The sequence below is a fragment of the Planotetraspora mira genome (genome assembly GCF_016863275.1).
Classification (GTDB): domain Bacteria; phylum Actinomycetota; class Actinomycetes; order Streptosporangiales; family Streptosporangiaceae; genus Planotetraspora; species Planotetraspora mira.
In genome coordinates this window covers 195,054-215,975 of the sequence record NZ_BOOO01000017.1, presented here as the reverse complement: position 1 = coordinate 215,975, position 20,922 = coordinate 195,054, and the positions used below count along the sequence as shown (strand labels likewise).

Below are 20,922 nucleotides of genomic sequence, written 5' to 3'. Positions count from 1 at the left end.
CCGGCCGCTCCGCTCACGCAGCGTGCGTCGGCGATCACGCCCCCCGGCTCGCCGTCCGTCCATCTCCGGAACCGGTCGCGCAGGGCGCTGACCTGGGCATGCGCGTCGCCCGTGTGAAGCCTGGGTTCCCTGAGTGAAACGTTTGTGTGTCGTAGGTCTTTACATCGGCTCTGCGGATGGATTAGAACGACATTCGTCCGATGTTAGGTGAGCGACTCAAGCCGGAACCGGCCAGTTTGCGGTCGGCTGCGGCAGAGATGCGGCTCAGTCATCGGATCACTGCTCAAAAGCTCGTACAGCCCTGGAGGGCATCGTGCAGATCACCCCCCGCCGCCGGCGCATCCCGCTCCGGCGCATCCTCTCGCTCTGGTCGGCGATGCTCGCCGCGCTCGCGGGGCTCGTCACCGTGAACTCCGGTACGGCCGAGGCGGCGACCGGGGCGACCACGGCTTGGCAGCATGGGGAGTTCCAGCTCGACCCGGCCGGGGTCGTCAGCCGTTCCGACATCGTGCTCGGATCGCCGAACACCGACCCCATCGCGTCCATGCCGCTGGGCAACGGCTCGCTGGGCGCGGCCGCGTGGGCGGCGGGCGGCTTCACCGCGCAGCTCAACCGCTCGGACACCATGCCGGACCGCAAGTCTCCCGGCCAGCTGAACATCCCGGGCCTGTCCGTGATCACACACGCCGCCGACTTCAGCGGGGTGCTCGACCTGACGGACGGCGTGCTGCGCGAGTCCGGCGGCGGCATGTCGATGAAGGCGTGGGTGGCGGCGGAGAAGGACGAGCTGATCGTCGAGGTCTCCGGTGCGGACCCCGACATCGCCCAGACGGCCACCATCAACCTGTGGTCCGGCCGCAAGCCGGCCGCCGCGGTGTCCGGTGCCATCGGCACCCTCGCCGAGACCTGGGTGGACGGTGCTCCCTCGATCGGCAGCGGGAAGACGTTCGGCTCGCTGGCGGCCATCACCGCGGGCGGCCGGCAGGTGGCGGCCACGGTCGCCGGCCCGACGCAGGTGAAGGTCAGCTTCAAGCCGCACGCGGACGGGACGTTCCGCGTCGTCGTGGCATCGCCCGCGTGGACGGGCGGCGACGCCGCCGAGACCGCGCGCAAGCTGATCGGCAAGGACGCGACCGTCCACGAGTCGAAGCTGATGTCCGCCCAGGACCGCTGGTGGGACCGCTACTGGACGCACTCGGGCCTGGTCACGATGGACTCGGCCGACGGAAGCGCCGCCTACATCGAGAACCTGCGCACGCTCTACCTCTATGAGGAGGCGGCGTCCATGAAGGAGGGCATCTACCCCGGCAGCCAGGCCGGTGAGGCGGACATGTTCGCCTGGAGCAAGGACAACCAGACCTGGACGCCGTCGGCGTACTGGCTGTGGAACCTGCGCACCCAGATCGCCGCGAACATGAGCTCGGGCAACTACCAGCTGAACACGCCGATCTTCGACATGTACTCCGACGATCTCGCCGACATCGAGGCGTGGACCAAGCTGGCGATGGGCGGGCTTCCCGGCTCCTGCGTGTCGGAGACCATGCGCTTCAACGGCAACGGCATCGAGATCAACGGCAACGGCAGCTGCAGCCAGGCGAGCGCACCGAACTGGAACGCGCTGAACATCACCAGCGGGCCCGAAGTGGCGATGTACATGTGGCAGCAGTACCAGGCCACCGGCGACCGCAAGATGCTGAAGAAGTACTGGCCGTTCATCAAGTCCACGGCGGTGTTCCTGCTCGCTTACCAGAAGGTGGGCGCGGACGGCCTGCTGCACGCGAACGCCAACGCGCACGAGACCCAGTGGTCGGTCAACGACCCGACCACCGACATCGCGGCCGACCTGACGCTCTTCCCGATCATCCAGCAGGCCGCGAAGGAGCTCGGCACCGACAAGAAGGCCGACGCCGCCCTCGTGCAGCAGGTCGGCAAGGCCCTCACCCAGATCCCGCCGTACCCGCGGACCGACCAGGCCACCCGCACGCAGCTGCTCAACCCGCACTACACCGCAGCCGAGACGGCCGCCGCGGACGCGACCGGCACCGACATGATCGCGATCTCCTACGAGCCCGCGGCGGCGCGCAGGAACGGCGAGAACATCGAGCTTGAGCCGCTGTGGCCGTGGAACACCATCAGCGACCAGGACGCGAACCTCTTCCAGCTTGAGCAGCGCAGCTACGCCCACCGGCCCAACAAGGGCGGCAACGACTGGACGATGGACGCGATCCACGCGGCGCGGCTCCAGAACCCCGCCGAGGTGCGCAGCAACCTGATCTCGATCACCGAGGGACACCAGGTCTACCCGAACGGGTTCGCCGACCTCGGCAACTCCGTCGGCTACCAGCCCTACATCGAGCAGGCGTCCGGCGTCGCGACCGCGGTCAACGAGGCGCTCGCTCAGGACTACGACGGCATCATCCGCTTCGCGCCGGCATGGCCGAGCGACTGGAACGTCAGCGGCAGCGTCTACATCCGGGACAACGGCAAGGTCGACGTCCAGGTGCAGGACGGCCGTCTCGTCACCGCCGCGATCGAAGCCGGTGCCACCGGCACGCTGCGGGTCAAGAACCCGTGGCCGGGGCAGCAGGTGGAGGTCGTCGACGGCAAGAACGGGCACAAGGTGGCCGCCGGCGGCCAGGACATCCTCAACGTCCCGGTGAAGAAGGGCAAGACCTACCTCGTGCAGCAGGTCTCCGCTCCCACCACCGCACTTCCCTTCGCGAAGGTGACCGGGAGCGCGCCGACCGCGGCCCGGCACCTGGGCAAGGTGCAACTCGGCCTGGACAAGACCACCCAGTCCGGCACCGCCACGGTCGGGACCGTCCTCGGCGGCACCAACCGGAGCCACGGCCTGACCCAGGTCGACTACAGCGGCTCGGCCGGCGCCACCACCACACCCGGCGACGTGAACGGCCTGACGGCGCGTACGACCGGTAGCGGGACCGACGGCGGCGACATGTACTTCGACGTCGACAACGACGTGGCCGCGACCGGGTCGTACGACGCGAAGGTGTCCGTGTCCTACTTCGACACCGGCACGGGTGCCGTTTCGGTGCAGTACGACGCAGGATCCGCGGACCGGTACCACGTCGCCGGCACCATCGCGCTGACCGACAGCCAGACCTGGAAGAGCGCCGAAGTGCCCCTCAGCGGCGCCTACTTCGGCGGACTGCAGAACGCCGGGGCAGACCTGCGTCTGCACGCCGACCACGGCATCACCGTGCACAGCGTCGGCGTGACCGTCACAGGCCCCTGGGTGCCGAACCGGCGCGCGTTCCCGCCGGCACCGGCGATTGTCACGCCGCGCACCGGTGCGACGGTCAAGCTCGCCTCCTCCATCTCGGGCACGACGATCCCGAACGGTGTCGTGACCGTCCGCAAGGGACAGGCGGTCGTGTGCAGCGGGACGGCGGACGACGCCGGCGCCTGGAGCTGTGCCCCCGACGGGGGACTGGCCCGGGGACAGCAGACCATCAACGCCACGGTGACCGACCCGAGCGGACTCACCGGTGACGCCTCGGCGGCGGTCAGCTTCAACGCCTCCGACCTGCCGCCCGGCACGGCCGTCGTCGGCTCGGTCGTCGGACCGACCAACTACGCGTACGGCATGAGCGAGGACGAGAAGCCGTCAGGCGGCTTCGACGGACCGACGACCGCTTCGGTGATCGACGGCCTGACCGCGCGCACCAGCACGCAGAGCAACATCTACTTCGACATCGACGACTCCATCGCCCACGCCGGGTTCTACTCGGCGACGTTCACCATCTCCTACTACGACCAGGGCTCCGGGTCGTTCTCCGTGCACTACGACAACGGCAGCTCCGACCCCTACAAGTCGACGGCCGGCATCCAGCTGACCGGGACCAACACCTGGAAGACCGCGACGGTGAGCGCCTCCGACGCCTACTTCGGCGGCCAGCAGCACTCCGGCGCCGACTTCCGGCTCCGCAACGGCGGCGGTCAGGTGACGGTGCACAGCGTCGTCGTGAAGGTCAGCGGTGACGGCGTGCCCAACGTGACCCACTTCGCTCCGCCGGTGACGATCACCTCGCCGGAGGCGGGCGCCACCGTCGCCGGCACCCCGACCGTCTCGGGAACGAGCGAGCCGGACGCGAAGGTGACCGTGACGGCGGAGGGCGCGCCGGTCTGCACGGCCACCGCGTCGGATGACGGCACGTGGACCTGCTCCTCGTCCGCCACCCTCGGCGCGGGACAGCACACGCTCACCGCGACGGCCCAGGACGTGACCTCCACGCCCGCGGCGGCGGCCACCGTGGCGATCACCGTGCAGTGACACAGTGACGCAATGACACAGTGACACAGTGACGTCCGCCGACCGTGGCTGCTTCACCGCCGCGGTCGGCGGACGTTTCCTATGCCGGCGCTCGCGGGGCCACGCTCCCGCCGGGAGCGGGGCCAGCACCGCGAACCGGCGGGCTCTGACCGCTCCTCTGGTCCAGGACACGCAGGACCGCGCCCAGTTCCTCCCGCTTGTTGGTGCCGATCCGCTCGTAGATGTGGACCAGTGTGTTGGCGACGGTGCGGATGGAGAGGGTCAGCACGTCGGCGATCTCTCGGTTGCTCAGGCCTGACGCGGCCAGATGGGCGATCTCCCGCTGCCTGGCGGTCAGTTCGGGGACGGCGAGATCTGCCAGCGCGGGGGTGCGAGCCCCGTCGCAACGACCGGCGAGTGTCCAGGCCCGGGTCTCGGCGGCACGCTCCGCCCTGGACAGGCCCATGAGCCGATACCCCTGCGCGGCCTGGGCCGACGCCTCCGCCGCGTGCAGCAGCAGGCCCAGGCTCTCGAACGACTCCGAGACCTCGTCCAGCTCCCGGACATCCGGCTTCCTCTGATCCTCCAGGGCCCGGGCGTGGCGGGCGAAGACCGGCGCCAGAGCGCCCCCGATCTCGCCGGACAACCAGTCCAGCCGATCGGCCGCAAGCTCGGCGGCGCCCAGCCTGACCAGATCATGCAGGGCGAACAACTCGTAGGCGCGCAGTTCGTGCGCCGCCTCGGCCGTGCCGAGTGCCGCGGCGATCGCGCCGGAGACGTCGCCGCGGGCGGCCCGCGTCCAGGGCTCGGCGAGCCGGAAGGCGAACTCCGCGTAATGACCCACCTTGAGGGCGAGCTCGTCGGCGAGCTCCATGGTCGCGTGGACGGCGGCAACGTCACCCATCAGGGCGTACGCATGGGCCAGCTCCGCCAGGCACTGCCCGCCGTGCAGGGTCCGCCCCCGCAGCCCTCCCAGCCCCTGCCTGCACCAGCGGATCGCCCCGGCGAGCTCCCCCCGGAGTCTGCAGACCTGGGCCCGCAGAGCGCCCGAGCTCGCCAAGGCGCGGCTCCACCCGCCGTAGTCCTCGCCGATCCGGTATCCGATGTCGGCGTACCGCCAGGCAGCCGCGAGATCCCCCGTCATCACCGCCGCGACGGCACCGGGCTGGACGAGGGCCATCGTGATCGAGGGCAACCCCTCCGGCAGCTCGCCGATCGCCGCGAGCGTCCTGTCGACGAGAGCCAGAGCCTGCTCGCCGCGGCCCTCGTGGGGAAGGACGTTGGCCTCCATCGCCGCCAGTCCGACGGCCACCGCCGGGCTGGGCGGCCCCATCCGGCGGACGCGCTCGATCGTCTGCCTGGTCTGGGGGAACCTGCCCAGGATGTGTTCGATGGAGGTTCTGATGATCAGGGCACTCTGGCGCGGCTCCGGCTCGGTCATCGCCGCGGCCGCCGCTTCCAGCACCTCGCATGCCTCCGTCCCGCGGCCGAACCCCCACAGGAGGTTGAGGGCGTGCACCCTCGCGAACTCGGCGCGGGTCCGGTCGTCCATCGGCTCGGCGGCGAGGTCGAGCAGCACCGCCTCGGTCTCGTCGTACCGGTCGGAGTAGGTGAGCACGCTCGCCAGCAGGATGCCCGCAGGGACCCCGCCTCCGGCGGCGAGCGCGGCCCGGCCGAGCCGGATGGCCAGTTCCAGGTCGCGGAGGTACCTCGCCTTGTGGCAGGCCCGCATCAGGAGCGCCGGGTCGTCCGCGGTCGCGCCGTCCAGCCGCCAGACCGCGATCCGGAGCACGTCCTCGCCGCTCTCCGATCCGGCCGCCTCGACGGCGTCCGCCAGTGCGGTCAGCACCTCGCGCGTGCGCAGCGCCCCGCATCCGGCGCGGATCACCTCGCCGTAAAGCGGGTGCGCGAGCCGTACGGAGAAGTCCTCGGGGGAGACGGTGACCAGTTGGCGGTCCTCCAGCCTGCGAACCGTCTCCATCGGAGCGAGCCCGGACAGCAGCCCGGTGGCGAGGGGCTCGCCGTAGGCGACGAACTCCAGAGCCCGGCGTTCGGCCGCGGTGATTTCGCCGACGCGGCCCTCGACCAGTTCGCGCAGGCGCGTCGTCACCGGGATCTCGCCCTGCCAGCGCCACACACCATGGCGTTCGGCCAGCGCTCCGCCCGCTTCACCGGCGAGCACGAGTTCGCGGAGGAACAGCACGTTGCCGTCGCTGACCCGCCACAGCCGCCGGACCGTGGGCCCCTCGATCTGGCCGCCGAGCGCACCGGCCAGCACCCGCCCGGTCTCCTCGAGCCCCAGCGGGCCGAGCTCCACCCGGGCGAGCAGGTCGTCCTTCCACAATGTCGTCACCGCGTCGGGGGCCCGCTCACCGCTCCGGAGGGTCGCCAGCACCCGGGCCCGCCCGCTGACCACGAGGTGGAGCACCAGCGCGGCGGAGACCGAGTCGAGAAGATGGGCGTCGTCGACCACCAGCAGGAGGTTCTCACCGCGCAGGGCGTCGGCCGCCCACCGGATCACGTTGCCGTCCGGCGGGCGGGGCGGCAGCAGGTGCGCCATCGCTCCCAGGGGGAGGTCCGAGGCCGCGGCGGTGGCGAGGACCCGGACGAGCTCACCCGCTTCGCCGACGGCCTCGGCCGCGAGGCGGCTCTTGCCCACGCCGGCCGGTCCGGCCAGGACGACGCCCCCTGTGTGCAACGCCGACCGGATCGCGGCGAGCTGGGCCTCCCGGCCCTCGAAAGGCCAGAGGGTTCGCACAGCGGCATGGTAAGCCGGGGCCGGAATGTTGAGTAGGCCTGTACTCATGCGGAGCACGGCCTCCGCGGAGACAGTCATGACATGACCACGCTCTCGCCGAACGTCGACCTAACCCGCCTCGTCCGGATATATCTGGATAAGGGAGATGCTGAGGTCGACTCCGTCCGGGTGCAGACCATCGACCACGTCCTCGGCACGCCCTCCACGGGAGGTCTGCGCCGGATATCCGGGACCACGACCTGCGGCCGCCACTGGTCCTTCTTCGTGAAGTCCATCCACGCGGTCCGGCACTGGCCGAACATCGGCGTGGTCCCCGAGGCCGACCGGGCCACGTTCGACGCCCAGTTCCCCTGGAGGGTGGAGGCCGACGTCTACGACTCCCGCCGGCCGCTTCCCGAGGGGCTGCGGATGGCGCGTCTGTACTTCGTGGACGACCTGGGCGACGACCGCCTCGACCTGTGGCTGGAGGACGTCCAGACAGCGCCCGTCGAATGGGACCTGACCAGGTATGCGGCGGCAGCCAGGGCGCTGGGAAGGCTGGCCGCCCTGCGGCCGGCGGATGGTCCCGGCACCGCGCCGGGGCTGCGGATGTACGTGCACAACAGGGTCGTGAAAGGGGCGCTGCCCGCGTTGCGCGAGCCCTCGCTCTGGCGGCATCCACTCGTCGCACCGTACGCCGACGGCCTGCTGCGGATGGATCTCGACATCCTGGGTCGCCGGATCCCCGCGATGCTCGACGCGGTCGATCGTCTGCCGCACACCATGGCGCACGGCGACGCCAGCCCGCAGAACCTGCTCGTGCCCGCCGACGCCCCCGACCAGTTCGTCGCCATCGACTGGGGCTGGCAGACCCCCGTTCCCATCGGGTTCGACCTCGGCCAGTTGCTCGTCGGCCTCGCTCATCAAGGCGCGATCGAGCCCGGCGAACTGCCCGTCATCCATCGGGCGATCCAGGCCTCCTACGCGCGCGGCCTCGCCGACGGGGACATGGCGGACGACCACCTGGCGGCCGGCTACGTCACCACCATGGTGCTCCGCAGCGCGTTCACCGCCATCCCCGTCGAACGACTGGGCGGCCCGGTCACGCCGCGGTCGCACGATCTCTTCCGCAAGCGTGTCGGCCTGGCCCGATTCCTCGCGGACCTCGGTCTCGCGCTGTGACCGGACACGAAGTCAGACCGGCCGCCCACTTGAAGAGGACGATCCGATGAAGGCCATCCGAGCGGCTCGACTGTTCGACGGCGACCGGGCGTTTCCCGACGGCGATCCCACGGTGGTCGTCGACGAGGGTCGCATCGTGTCCGTACGGCACGGCGGCGCCGTCCCGTCCGGTGCGGACCTGGTCGATCTCGGCGACGTCGCTGCCGGCCCGGTTGTGCCGCCTGGAGCATCGCAAGGGCCGCCTCGCGCCCGGCATGGACGCCGACATCCTCGCGGTGGCAGGCGACCCCCTGACCGACCCCGCGGCGCTGCTCGACGTGCGGGCCGTCTTCCGGGAGGGCCACCGCGTCCGTTGACGACGCCGCCGTGACGCTTCATGCGGTGGGGGGCTTCTCGTCGGCGCGAGGCCGCTACCTGCGCAGGAGCAACATGGCCGCGTCGTCGTCCAGGGGTCCGCCGACATGGTGCAGCAGATCGGCCCGGAGGACCTCCAGGGCGGCCTGCGGATCCTCGGATTCGAGGAGGCTCATCCGCTCGCCGAGTGGGTAGAAGGCGCCGCCGCCGTCGCGGGCCTCGATCACACCGTCGGTGTAGAAGAGGATCTGGTCGCCGTCGGCGAAGGGGACCTGGTACGGCTTAGGCCGGGTGTGCCCGAACGAGGTCAGCCCGAGGGGAACGGCCTCCTCAGGGGGGTCGGCCAAGTCGACCGTGCCGTCGCCGCGAAGGATGAGAGGGGAGGGGTGACCCCAGTTGAGGAGGGAGATCGTGTCGTCGTGGCGGACCTCGGCGAGCACGGCGGTGACGAACTTCTCGTCGGTCAAGTGGCGGACGATGCTGGTCTCCATCTGCTCGGCGACGCCGGATAACTCGTCCTTGTCGTAAGCGGCCTCGCGGAACGCGCCGAGCACCCACGCCGCGGTCTCCACCGCGTCGAGGCCCTTGCCCTGGACATCGCCGATCAGCAGGCGCACGCCTTGAGGCGTGGTGGCCACCTCGTACAGATCCCCGCCGATCTGCGCCTCCGCGGCGGCGGAGGTATAGGAGAGGGCGACGCGCATGTTCCCGGCCTGCCGAGGAACGGGGCGCAGCAGCACGCGTTGGGCGGCTTCGGCGACGAGGCGGACGTTGGCGAGCTCGCGTTCACGCCCGATCCGCAGGTGGCTCGCCAGCATGCTGGCCCCGGTGATGGCGATGATCGTGGCGAGGGTGACGTAGTTCTGCGTCCTGCCGAGCAGGTGGTTGTAGGCCGCCAGCGGAAGCGAGAGCGCGAGTGCCATCCCTCCGACCACGGCGGTGCGCCGTACGCTGCCGGAAACCGAGGCGAACGTCGGGCCCAGCGTGAGCAGCGACAGGAACCCGAGACGGGGGCCGTTGAGTAGGTCGATGAGCGCCACCACGGCCATGACGGCGAACGGCAGCAACCCGAGCAGCTTTTGCGATTTGTTCGGCAGTGGCTCCAGATCCCCTTTCCGCCTCAGCTGTGAACTCTTGGCCACTAAAGCACAGCGGACGGTGACGCAGGAGCCACTTCGGGCACGAACTCGGCCCCGGTGGCCTGCATCTATCTGATCAAAAACCGTTCGAGACGATTTTGTCGTGATCCGTACCTTTCCGGCTCGCGTCGCCGATCGTCCGGCGGAAGAAGTCCAGGGCGTCGTCCACCAGCGGTCCCACCGGGACGCCGACGAAGCAGTGGTCGGCACCCGCCACGAGCCGCAGTTCCGCCGGAGCCCCCGCCCCAGTGAGCCGTTCGTGGAGTTCCACGCTCTGCCCGGCCGCGACGATCCGGTCCTCGGCGCCGTGAACCAGCCGGATCGCCGGAGCCTGGGCCGTCGCATAGGTGACCGGGCTCGCGGCCCGCGCCTCATCGGGGTTCTCCTGAACGGCGCCGCCGATCAGCAGGCTTTCCGGTGAGTCGGGAGCGTCGTGGTCCATCGGCGCTTCCGGGTGGGCCTGCGCCTGCATCGTGAGCAGGTTCGACGGGCCGTACCAGACCACAGCCGACTTGACGGCGTCCGATACGCCGGTGACGCCGACCTCGCCGGCCAGATCGGCCCGGTCGCCTGTCAGAGCGATCAGCGCGGCGAGGAGACCACCGGCCGACTCTCCCCATACGGCGAATCTCGACGGGTCGAGGCCCAGTTCAGGTGCGTCGGCGCGCAGCCGGCGCACCGCGGCCTTCACATCATGGAGTTGTGCGGGGAACCTCGCCTCGGCACTGAGCCGGTAGGTGACGGCGGCGACGGCGTAGCCCGCGGCGAGCAGCCGATCGGGTATGCGCGCGCCGGCCAGCGGAGGCGCCGGATGCTTGTTCGTGCCCGACAGCCACGCACCTCCGTGGATCCATATCACCAGGGGAACCGGGCCGGACGCGCCCGCCGGAAGGCGGAGGTCGAGCATCAGCGGCCGGTGACCCGGGATCTCGGCCACCATCATGTCCACGTGTGCGGAAGGATCTTCAGGGGTCATGTCGGCGTTCCTTATTCGTCGAATCATCGAATGGGGAATCACGCTCCAAAGACGAGCACGTCCATGCGGTGAACGGCGTGGCGTCCACGTGGTGTCACGGCGTGGCGTCCACGCGGTGTCACGGCGTCCGGCCTGCTCCGGCAGTCCGGGGCTCGCGGCGACGGGGTCTCCTGGTGCGCCGGCGCGGCTCGCTGCGCGGAGGCGTGGGGGAGCGGGCCTATCAGTGATCCCGATGATTCTGCGATTATCGCAGCATGGGATCACCAACAGGAGGAGCACGGATGCCTCTCGTGCCGGACGCCGAAGACGGCGGAGCACTGCGTCGCGTGAGTGTCACGGCCGGCCGGCTGCTCGTGGTGATCGCGCTGCTCGCGGTGATCCTCTGGGTGATCTCCGTGATCCAGACGGTGGCCATATCCGTGGTCTTCGCGATCTTCATCTCCGCGCTGCTGCTCCCTCCGGCTCGCTGGCTCAGGGCGCGTGGCCTCAACCGCGCGCTGTCCACCGCCGCCGTGAGTTTCGGCGGCCTCGTGTTCGTCGCCGGTCTGTTCGCGCTGCTCGTGCCGCCCACGGTGAGCGGTCTGTCCGAACTCGGCGACAGCGTCGACAAGGCGACCGCCAATCTGCAGTCCCTCGCCGCCTCCTTCGGCCTGGACGAGGCCAAGCTCGCCGACCTGGTCACGCAGGCCCGCGAGTACATCAGCCATCAGGGCGGGCAGATCGCGTCCGGGGCCCTCGCCGGGGCACGGACGGTCGGCGAGATCGTCGTCGGCGCGGTGCTGGCGTTCATCCTGGCCATCTACCTGGTCCACGGCGCCGACCGGCTGGCCACCTGGGTCACCGACCTGACACCGCGGCATCGCGAGCCCATTCTCGCCACGGGCCGGGTGGTGTTCGACGTCGTCGGCCGTTACATCCGCGGTGTGGCGATCGTGGGCTTCGTCGACGCGTTCTTCATCGGCAGCGCCCTGTGGATCCTGGGTGTGCCGATCGCGCTGCCGCTGGCCGTGCTCACCTTCGTCGGCGCCTTCCTCCCCGTCATCGGCGCGTTCCTCGCCGGGCTGCTCGCGGCGGTGGTCGCGTTCGTGGCCAAGGGCTGGCTGGTGGCGGTGATCGTGATCGCCGTCACCGTTCTGGTCCAGCAACTCGAAGGGCACGTCCTCGCGCCCCAGATCTACGGCAGGGCGCTCGAACTGCCCGGAGCGGTGATCCTCGTCGTCATCGCCGTGGGCGGCGTCGTCGCCGGCATCATCGGCGCGTTCCTGGCCGCGCCCGTGGCCTCCGTCATCGTGGCGCTCATCCGCGCCAGACATGCCGCCGCGGCCTCACCGCAACCACCTGCGGCCCCACCGCAACCGCCGGGTGCTCCACCGCAGCCGCCCGCCGCCCCGTCCGGAACGCCCGCCGGTCCCGCGCAGCCTCCTGTGACTCCGGGCCCGGAGCCCGCGCCCGCAGCTTCGTGACTCGGGTGCCGGAAGGCTGGTCGCCCAGCCGTCCACCGTGGTCACTCACGTGTGGCCGTGATGAGCCGCCCGGCGCCCTGGTGGAGCAGGTCGGCCGCGACCCGCGATCCCAGCGTGGCCGGGTCGGCCGGGTCGCCCCAGGCGCGTGAGCGGACGAACTGGGAGCCGTCGAGGTTGAACACCATCCCGAACAGCGACATCTGCCCGTCCGGAGTCGTGGTGGCGTACCCGGCGATCGGGGAGTTGCAGTGGCCGCGCAGCATGTGCAGCATCGTCCGCTCCGCCAGGATGTGCCCCGCCGTCGCCGGGTGGTTGAGCTGGTCGAGCATCAGCATGACCGGGGTGTCGGCCGTGCGCGCCTGAATGCCGAGGACACCGGCCCCGACCGGCGGGACCATGCCGACCACGCCCTCGCCGGGGGTGCGGAACTCCACGGGCAGGACCTCGGTGACGTGGCCGGCCAGGCCCAGGCGCTGGAGACCGGCGCGGGCCAGGATGAGCGCCGCGAACGGGCCGTCCTGCTCGCGAAGCCTCGCCAGACGGCTGTCCACGTTGCCGCGGATCCGCTCCGTGCGCAGGTCGGGCCGGTGGATGCACAGTTGCGCGCGCCGCCGCACCGAGCTGGTGCCGATGAGCGACCCGGCCGGGATGTCGGCCAGTGGGGTGCCGTCGCGGGACACGATGACGTCGTGCACGTCCTCGCGTTCGAGGTACGCCCCGAACGCGGTGCCTTCGGGCAGCGGTACGTCGCCGGGGACGTCCTTGACGCAGTGCACGGCGACGTCGATCTCCCCGCCGGTGAGAGCCCGGTCGATCTGCTTGCTGAACGCGGCCTTGCCGCCGATCGCGGACAGGTCGCCGGACCACAGGTCGCTTGTCACCTGGATGGGCACGATCTCGGTTGTGACGCCGAACCCGCCGATCAGCGCGGCGACACGCTCGGCCTGGGTCATGGCGAGCACGGATGTGCGCGTGCCGATCCGCAACGGAGCACCGGCGAAACGCCCGGCGAGCGCGGCGTTGACGTTCATGAGGATGTTTCTCCTGGTGGTGCGCTTTATCGCGTTGCCGATCAGGCGGCGCGAGTGCGTGACCATCATCCCGGCGGGTGGGCTCGCCTCCTCGGCCAGGGCGCCCGCCCGGCCAGTCGAACCGCGTCGCCGCAGGTCGTTCCCCGTACGGCCGTGACGACGATCCCCGCCCCGACCAGGTGCGAGGCGGGGATCGTGCCGGGGCGGGTCAGCCCGCGTGCTGTGCCGTACAGGGGCGGCCGCCGCAGACGTCGACCACCACGCCGTACTTCAGGAAGTCCGCCTTCTGCCGGCGGGCCGTCGCGTCCGCACGCGGGTCCTCATGGGAGTCGGTGCCGTACTGCGCGCCCAGTGGAGGCGTGTTGGTCACCGGGGGAGCGGGCGTGCCGCTGTCCCAGACGACCATCGCCGATCCCTGGTACGGCCGGCCCGGCAGCGCCGGGATGCCCCAGTAGGGGACGGCGTCGGGGTTGCGGCCCGCCGCGATCGCGGGCCGGTGGATGCGGGCGCCGATCGTCCGCGCCTCGACCTCGGCCGTAACCGTCGACACCTGGTGGTCACCGAACGCCACGTGCATCAGGATGCGGTGACGCGGTGAGCCGGGGAGCGGGTCGTCGCCAAGATGCTGGGCGTACCCGTCGGTCTCGGCCCGGTCCCACAGGATCTGGATCAGCGCGAAGCAGAGCTGCTGGTCCAGCTTGTCGGGGTAGTAGCCGTTCATGACCTGCTGGAAGGGCTGGAAGTCGACGCTCCGGTTGAGCAGGGTGCTGTAGTTCATCCCGGAGACCCCGAGCACGCCCCTGCTCACGTCCGGCGACACGGCGACCAGCGCGCCGCCCGCGATGGATCCCTGGCTGTTTCCGTCGTAGGCCAGGTCCGCGTGCCGGTCGATCAGCGAGCGTCCCCTGTCGTCCTGGAACGCCTCGTCGCCGGCGAGCCCGTCCTTGGTGATCATCATGCGGCCGAGGAACACGAAGTTCACCAGGCTCTGCTGGAGCCGATCCGTCACGGTGTCGAAGCGAGAGAAGTCGGCGAACACCCCGCTGACGTTCGGGATGTCCTCATCGGCCATGCCGATCCATTTGGTGGCGCAGAACAAGAAGTCGTGTTCGCCCGCCATGGCCCTGACATTCGACGCCCGGACCTCCGTGGCCTTGCCGAGCAGGCCGTGCCCGTACAGGGAGGGGCGCGCGGGCTTGCTGAACGCGGCACGCGGGATCTCGCACTGGAACTGGGCGCGCAGGTCGTCGCCGAGCGGCTTCGGCCTGCCGGAGGCGTCGCGGTTCAGCACGGATCCGGGCGGGCCGCCCGCCTGGTTGAGGAAGTTGGGCACGAGGAACTCGCCCGTGACCTCGCGCGCGATGTTCGCGTCCTGCTGGGAGGTGAAGTCGGTGACGGTCGTGACCGTGAACTTCGGCGACCGGCCGCGCAACTGGCCGAGTGCCTGATCCCGCATCCCCACCACGGGTCCGGCGAGCCCCTGCTCGCTGGCGACGGTGAAGTCCCAGGCCAGGTAGAGGTTCTTGGTGCTCACCCCCGCGCGGTCGACGTCGTGGAGAGTCCGCCGGAGCGCGGCCTGCCGCCGGGCCAGCGGGTCCTTCGCGGGGAGCGTTTTCCCGGCGATTCGGGTGAACGTCCCGGGGGCGGCGATCCGGGCTCCGGAGGCGTTCTTGAGGTCCCTGAGGACGACGGCGTAGCGATGGCCCTCACGGAAGTTCTTCGCAGGGCGGATGATCAGGGCCTGCCGCGCCGGGTTGGTCGCGTTGGCGTCGAGTTCCGCCCAGTACGGCCAGCGCTCGCCCGTCCGGGTGTCCACGATGACGATCGGGGCGTCCCGCTTCAGGGACCTCGCGACGTCCGTCACCGGGGCGGCGCCGGTCGCGCCGAGATCGAGGCCGGGAACGTGGGCGAGCAGCATCGAGCCCGGTGAGAACCCGTCGGAGAGGTTCCACGCCGCCGGGTCGATGCCCTTGCCCGCGGCGTTCTTGGGCGTCATCGCGCTGGTGAGGTCGAGCCGGAGCCCGGTCGGCGTGTGGGCGCTCGTCGTGAACCAGTCGTTGGGGAAGGGGAGCAGGCAGTCGGTCCCGGCGATGGGATCGCATCCGGAGCCGGGCGGAGACGCGGACGGGGTGGATCCGGCCGAGGCGGTGAGCGGGGCCGACGCGGGCGTGGCCAGCGCGGGGGCCGCCGAGCCCGCGATCACCGATGCTGTCAGGGTCAAGATGGAGAACGCTCGATGTAAGCGCACATGCCCTCCCGGTCCGTACTTCTCCGTTGAAGGTGACACCTGCGCTGAGATCTTTCAGGGGAAATGATCAAAATGCAATGATCGCTGCAAACTGGGGAACTTTGTCCTATTTACACCCTTATGGTGCTGTGTGTACCTTTAGCCTCCACGGCACGCGCAACGATGACCCCCAGCGTCGTTTCCGTTGCCGGTTCGTTGGCCAGACCGTGCGTCCCGGCGGGACTCCCCCGTCAGGAGCGTGCGGCCGCCGAGTCCGTACCTCACGGAGCCGGGGACCCACTTTTTCCGGGGTGAATCGGAGCGCTGACCCCCAGTCGGCCGCGCCGTAGGGCACTTCCCGCCCGAACCCGTCAGCTAACCCGGTAGGCGGCATGGAAGCAAGGAGTCAACCCCTTCATGCCCACCCACCGGATCTCCTCCACCTCTCTCAAGCACCGACTGAACCTCACCGGCAGGCGCCTGCGCGCCGTCGTCGCCGGTGCGACCGCGGCCGCGGCGGTCGTCATGACCCCCCTCCTCCTCGCCGGCCCGGCGCACGCCACCGTGTTCACCTATGGGCAGGACGTCTCCGGCTACGAGGCGGACCACGACTGGAACACCAGCCCGGCGGAGTTCGGCATCGTCAAGGCCACCGAGGGCCTGAGCTTCCTCGACCCCGCCTTCGCCCGGCACTGGCAGGAGCTGGACAAGAAGGGCATCGTGCGCGGCGCGTACCACTACGGCCACCCCGGCAACGACCCCATCGCCGAGGCCGACTACTTCCTCTCCGTGGTGGACGAGCAGCACGCCAAGCCCGGCGACCTGCTGGTGCTGGACCTGGAGACCACCGACGGGGAGTCGGTCGCCGACGTCAACACCTGGGCGAAGAGGTGGCTGGAGTACGTGAAGGCCAAGACCGGCGTCACCCCCATGTTCTACAGCGGCTGGGACTTCGCCGACACCTACGGCCACGGCCTGGCCGGCTACCCCCTGTGGGTGGCCTACTACGGCAGGGCCAAGGGCGACGTGACACCGCCGGCCGACTGGAAGACCTGGACCATCCACCAGTACACCGACACCCCCATCGACCAGAACGTCTCCTCCCTGACCCCCCAGCAGTTGCGCGCACTCGGCCGCCGCTGATCGTCAGTCGACGCGCGTGGCGAAGAAGTCTTCGACCGTCTTGCGGGACTGGGCGTTGACGCCGGCGTAGACGGCGGGATCCACCGTGAAGTCGAACAGTCCCATGCTCTCGCCGGTGGCCGGGTCCGTGGTGCCGATGACGATGATCCGGTCGACGTCCGACGTCGTCGCGGAGACCTGGCTTCCGCCGGTGCCCAGGAAGAAGCCCATCGGAAACGCGGAGAAATAGCCGACGATGCTGTTGATCTCCGTCCGGCCTTCGGCGCCCACCATGAGGCCCAGCGTGTGTTCCTGGCCCCCGGCGAGCTCGTCGAAGGCTCCGACGGGGATGTTGTTGAGAAGCCCGCCGTCCACCCACACTCCCTTGAGGGGATGCTCGGGGGTCGTCTCGCCGGGGTTGATCACCGTCTTGAGGTCCGCGTCGTCCTTGATGACCATGGGTTTGAAGATCATGGGAAGGCTCATCGAGATCCGCACGGCGTCCACGACGCGGAAGTTCGGCGTCGTGTCCGCGGAGAAGATGTGGCTCTTCTCGGTCTCGAGGTTCGTGCCGGTCACGGCGAGCCGGGTCCCGAAGATCTGCTGGTGCTGCCGGAAGGTGATCTCGCTCGTCTGCACCATGGTTCCGGTCGGCGCGTCGTAGAACGACTGCCCGGTGCCGGCGGCCACTGCGCCACCCGGGCCGTACCGGCCCGCTGCCGTGTTCTTGAGCTGGTAGCGGGGGTCCGTCCGCATTGTTCGTTCGACGGCGAGCGAGATGTAGCGTCCGAAGAATCTGCGGATCTCAAGGCCGGGGAAGACGCCGTAGTCGGCCACCACGGACGCGGCGAGCTTGCCGGTGGGAATATTCGCGAACACCTGCTCCTCCGCTCTTTTGGGGAAATCCACCAGAAGGCTGAGGTAGAACATCCACATGGTCGCCAAGAACGAGCCCTGGACATTTGTGGCCCACTCTGCGAACCGGGCATACCTGAGGGGGGCGGTCCCCGTCAGCACGTTGAGGACCTTCCCCGCCGTCGTCGCGCTGACCTCCTCGATGAAGCCGGCCATGTCGTACGTCGTGTAGTCGACCCGGAATCCGCCGACGTGCGGGTTCAGTCCGGGCGTGATGTCGTCGAAGAACGCGTCGAAGTCGTTGGCCTTGAGGATGTACTCCACCTCGACCGGGGTGTAGCCGAGAGACAGGAACAGCGCGTTGATCGCGCCCGCCGAGGCGCCCGAGATGCCTTTGATCTGTCCCTGGATCCGCCAGTCGATTCCGGTGAAGTACCCGGTCAGGCTCGACTGCGGGGACAGGCTCGCCCGCCGCGGATCGTACCGGAGCACATCGAGGGACTCGAGGGCGGTGAGCGCGCCGGGGTAGGCGTTGCCCGCCCCGCCCCCGCCTTCGAACGACAGGTAGTTGATCTGGCTCTTGACCAGCCGCCTCATCGGCGTCGCGATTCTCGGCCGGCCGTCTCAGGGGGCACCGGTCGTCCAGTCCGGGAGTGTGCTGTCGGACTTCAGGTAGACCAGCGTGGTCGGGATGGTCACATCCCACGGCTCCCCGTACGCCGTCCGGCCCTCCGTCGCGTCGGCGAGTTCCGCGGCGATCGAGACGTAGAGGGGGTCGTCGATGGTCGGCGGCTCGCCGCCGTTCCAGATCCGGCCGCCGGAGCTGAGGAAGAAGAGCACCGCGTCGTCGTACGCCGGAGTCACCGGCACCACGACTCTCGCGTAACCGGCGCGCAGGAACTCCCCGAAGAGCGCGTCCCCGCTCACGAGGGCCGAGCGCTCCAGCCATCCGGTCTTGTTCATCCAGAAATACGGATAGTAGAGATACGTCATCTGGCCCCACTCGAAGGCCTGCTCGAAGAACTGGGCGTAGGCGCCCTCGCTCGCCGCCTCGTCGACGTCGAACTCCGGTAACCCCGACGCGGTGCCCGTCAGGCTCATGGCGTCGAAGTCCTCGAAGTACTGCCGCGCCAGCATGGTGAGGCTGCCCTTCTTCAGCTCCTCGAGTTGGATGCGGAGGTTCTCGTTCTCGCTGCCGCCGTACGTCGCGGAGTTGGCCGTGAACCCGGCGCCGCTCACCTGCGCGTCGTAGGCCGACTTCTGCGCCTGGTAGGCGGCGGCGACGGCGTCGTAGGTCTCCTGCTGCCACTGTCCGAACGCGGTGTCCGTGAGCTCGCACTCCACCTCGATCGTGACGAGGTAGCCCCAGACGAGCGCGAACACCCCGACGGGGACGACCGTGTCCTCGCCGTCCAGCGCGACGTCGGCGTTCTCGCCACTCGCGGAGTCCAGCTGCTGAGTTCCGATCAGGACGATGAGATAGTGGCCGCCGCCGCCCTTCCACGCGTGGTAGTCGACGAAGCGGCCGGAGACGGCGCGATATCCGGCCGGGACCTGAAGGGCGGCGTTCGACTTGGAGACGAGCGTGGTCGCGTTCAGCCCGGTCTGCTCGAAGACGGTGGACAGGACGGTCGTCTCCGGCGGCGGCGGGCTCGCTCCGGCCACTGCGTACCTGGCCACGTAGTCCTGGTAGTTGGTCGCGTTCAGATCCGCGGGCCGGAGGTCGCCCAGTGGTTCCGGCTCGCTCAGGCCCACCCCCGCCATGGGCTGGTTGGCCAGGGCGTGGAGGTGGTAGGAGGCCGGCGCCGGGATGAGGAACTCGAACATGAGGCGCTGCCCGTAGTCGTAGATCTGCGCCCGGTACTTCTTGTCGAGCCACTGGTAGATGCCGGCGACGTTGGCCGTGCCGTGAGTGTTGTCGAAGCCGTGCTCGCTGCGCTCCTCGAACTCCTGCAGGATCCTCGTCGTCTGCTCCTCGCGGACCTGCGTGGTGATCGTCGAGACGGACCGCTCGGTCACGTCCTGGGCGAAGGTCGTGGCGGAGCTCGTGGACTCGGTGGTGGAGGTGCTCGTGGCGAAGTCGCCGTACGCGCCGACCTTCACCGGGCCGTACGAGGCGCTCACGGTCACCCCGGCCTGGACGCTCTGGTCCTGCGCGATGGTCTTCTGCGCCTGAGTGGACAGCTCGAAGCGGTCCGTCGCCTGAAGATCGTGCTCGCTCTGTTCCGTCGTCGAGGTCGCGGTGAAGACCGTCTGCTCCGTGCGGTTCAGGCTGCGGAAGCTGCGGCTCAGGTGCTCGGTCTGCAGGACGTTCTCGACGTAGGAGATCTCTCCTGCCTCGTACCTCTGGAGGGTCTGCTCCACGACGAGCAGCTCTCCGATCCCGAGCGGCCGTACGGGCCCGACCCCCTCCTGCGGCGTCGTCCCCACCGGGCCCGTGGAGACCGTCGTGCCGAACAGTCCCGAAGGGAGCTCCTGCACGTCGGTTCCCAGCTCACCCGGGTCGGCGAGCCGATCGACGGTCACCATCACCGGTGTCGGAACGCCCTCGAAGAACCGTGTGCGCGACGCGCGGATCCTGGCATCGACGGCCCGCAGCCCGTCGTCGACGTTGAGGCGATCGGTGGGAACCCCCTCGCCCGTGAGAAAGCCCAACGTCCGCGCCGAGATCGTCTCGGCGACCGCGGGAAGCAGGACACGAGGGGACGGGGCAGTCGACGACGACGCCACGCCGTCCTCGGCCGACTGCTCGGCCGATCCGGTCGAGGGGCGTGGGCTGCGGCGGACCGTGCGCTCCTGACGGTTCCGCCGTCTCGCGGCCCGCAACTCGCGCCGGACGGCGTAGAGGTCACGCAGCCGTTCGAACCCGGCCGAGTGGAACCCCGGCGTGCCGCTCGGCGGTGGGGGAGGGACCGGCGCGCCGGCGGACCGAGCCTGCGGCGTCGCACCGCGTCCGATCGACTTCTTCTGTAAGAACGCACCCGGGAGGATCACCCGTGCCCGCGACACCCGTCTGAGCCGGCGGTGATCGCCGAGAACGGCCGGGTCGTGATCGAGAGCCTGGAGAAGGTGCAGGGTGCGCAGCGACAGGAGGGCCTTCTCGCGCTGCTCGGGCAGGTTCCCGGGCAGCAGGCTGTGGGCGGCGTAGACGTCGAGGATCTTGGCCTTGGCCGACGGGTACGGCTTCTGCCCGACCGCGGCGCCGAGTGACCCGCCGAGCAGGCGCTCGACGTCGGCGGTGGTCATGTTCGCAGGCAGGCCCCTGCCGAGTGCGGCGCGGAAGGCGGCGAATCCTGAGCTGTGCGCCAGATCCTGGAAATCGAGCACCGCGGGCGCTTGGAGGATGGCCTGTTCCGCCAGTGCCTTCGCGGACTCCCAATCGGTGCGCTGGATCACCCGCTCGATCAGCGATCCGTCGTAGAAGGGCCCGTCATACGGGATGACGACGTCGGGGAGGGCGGTCTCGGCCACCGGCTGTGGCGGGCGCACCGAAACGAACTTGAAGACCGACTCCATCGGGGTGCCCGGCATGCCCTGAGCATGGGGGCCGACTCAATACCCGT

Annotated in this window: 12 protein-coding genes and 1 riboswitch; of the genes, 5 read left to right on the top strand and 7 right to left on the bottom strand. The window is 69.9% G+C overall.

All coding sequences use genetic code 11. The annotated features are described in order from the left end of the window. Positions 1 to 313 precede the first annotated feature (313 nt). Positions 314 to 4,294 (top strand): Ig-like domain-containing protein, encoded by a 3,981-nt coding sequence (locus tag Pmi06nite_RS17565; protein WP_203954089.1) that lies wholly within the window; start codon positions 314 to 316, stop codon positions 4,292 to 4,294. Positions 4,295 to 4,373: 79 nt separating this feature from the next. Here Pmi06nite_RS17565 and Pmi06nite_RS17560 read toward each other — a convergent pair whose 3' ends face one another. Next, positions 4,374 to 7,031 carry a helix-turn-helix transcriptional regulator gene (locus tag Pmi06nite_RS17560; protein ID WP_203954088.1) on the bottom strand — a complete coding sequence of 886 codons (2,658 nt, stop codon included), beginning with the start codon at positions 7,029 to 7,031 and terminating at the stop codon, positions 4,374 to 4,376. 81 nt (positions 7,032 to 7,112) lie between these two features. Between Pmi06nite_RS17560 and Pmi06nite_RS17555 the strand changes: the two genes are divergently transcribed. Beyond that, entirely contained in the window at positions 7,113 to 8,192 is a 1,080-nt protein-coding gene (locus tag Pmi06nite_RS17555) for a phosphotransferase (protein ID WP_203954087.1), read from the top strand. A 170-nt stretch (positions 8,193 to 8,362) separates the two neighbouring features. Further along, entirely contained in the window at positions 8,363 to 8,548 is a 186-nt protein-coding gene (locus Pmi06nite_RS17550; protein ID WP_203954086.1) for an amidohydrolase family protein, read from the top strand. A 54-nt stretch (positions 8,549 to 8,602) separates the two neighbouring features. On the opposite strand, the gene Pmi06nite_RS17545 is transcribed toward Pmi06nite_RS17550, so the two are convergent. Continuing rightward, complete coding sequence (locus Pmi06nite_RS17545) at positions 8,603 to 9,613, bottom strand: PP2C family protein-serine/threonine phosphatase (protein ID WP_239113979.1); 1,011 nt, start codon at positions 9,611 to 9,613, stop codon at positions 8,603 to 8,605. A 148-nt stretch (positions 9,614 to 9,761) separates the two neighbouring features. Next, the gene (locus Pmi06nite_RS17540) at positions 9,762 to 10,661 is read right to left on the bottom strand and encodes an alpha/beta hydrolase (protein WP_203954085.1); all 900 of its coding nucleotides are present in this window, start codon (positions 10,659 to 10,661) and stop codon (positions 9,762 to 9,764) included. A 281-nt stretch (positions 10,662 to 10,942) separates the two neighbouring features. Here Pmi06nite_RS17540 and Pmi06nite_RS17535 point away from each other — a divergent pair, with 281 nt between their 5' ends. After that, positions 10,943 to 12,124 carry an AI-2E family transporter gene (locus Pmi06nite_RS17535; RefSeq protein ID WP_203954084.1) on the top strand — a complete coding sequence of 394 codons (1,182 nt, stop codon included), beginning with the start codon at positions 10,943 to 10,945 and terminating at the stop codon, positions 12,122 to 12,124. A 41-nt stretch (positions 12,125 to 12,165) separates the two neighbouring features. Here the strand turns inward: Pmi06nite_RS17535 and hemC are convergent, their stop codons facing one another. Continuing rightward, positions 12,166 to 13,155, bottom strand: coding sequence for a hydroxymethylbilane synthase (gene hemC / locus Pmi06nite_RS17530; protein ID WP_203954083.1), 990 nt, complete (start codon positions 13,153 to 13,155; stop codon positions 12,166 to 12,168). A gap of 208 nt (positions 13,156 to 13,363) precedes the next feature. Then, entirely contained in the window at positions 13,364 to 15,376 is a 2,013-nt protein-coding gene (locus Pmi06nite_RS17525; RefSeq protein ID WP_239113978.1) for a hypothetical protein, read from the bottom strand. 262 nt (positions 15,377 to 15,638) lie between these two features. Next, positions 15,639 to 15,787: riboswitch (cyclic di-AMP (ydaO/yuaA leader) on the top strand. A gap of 12 nt (positions 15,788 to 15,799) precedes the next feature. Between Pmi06nite_RS17525 and Pmi06nite_RS17520 the strand changes: the two genes are divergently transcribed. Then, positions 15,800 to 16,525, top strand: coding sequence for a glycoside hydrolase family 25 protein (locus Pmi06nite_RS17520; protein ID WP_203954082.1), 726 nt, complete (start codon positions 15,800 to 15,802; stop codon positions 16,523 to 16,525). 3 nt (positions 16,526 to 16,528) lie between these two features. On the opposite strand, the gene Pmi06nite_RS17515 is transcribed toward Pmi06nite_RS17520, so the two are convergent. Both Pmi06nite_RS17515 and Pmi06nite_RS17510 read right to left on the bottom strand, forming a co-directional pair. Next, entirely contained in the window at positions 16,529 to 17,956 is a 1,428-nt protein-coding gene (locus Pmi06nite_RS17515) for a patatin-like phospholipase family protein (protein WP_203954081.1), read from the bottom strand. Positions 17,957 to 17,983: 27 nt separating this feature from the next. Beyond that, positions 17,984 to 20,890: a hypothetical protein gene (locus Pmi06nite_RS17510; protein WP_203954080.1), complete on the bottom strand. Its 2,907-nt coding sequence runs from the start codon at positions 20,888 to 20,890 to the stop codon at positions 17,984 to 17,986. Positions 20,891 to 20,922 lie beyond the last annotated feature (32 nt).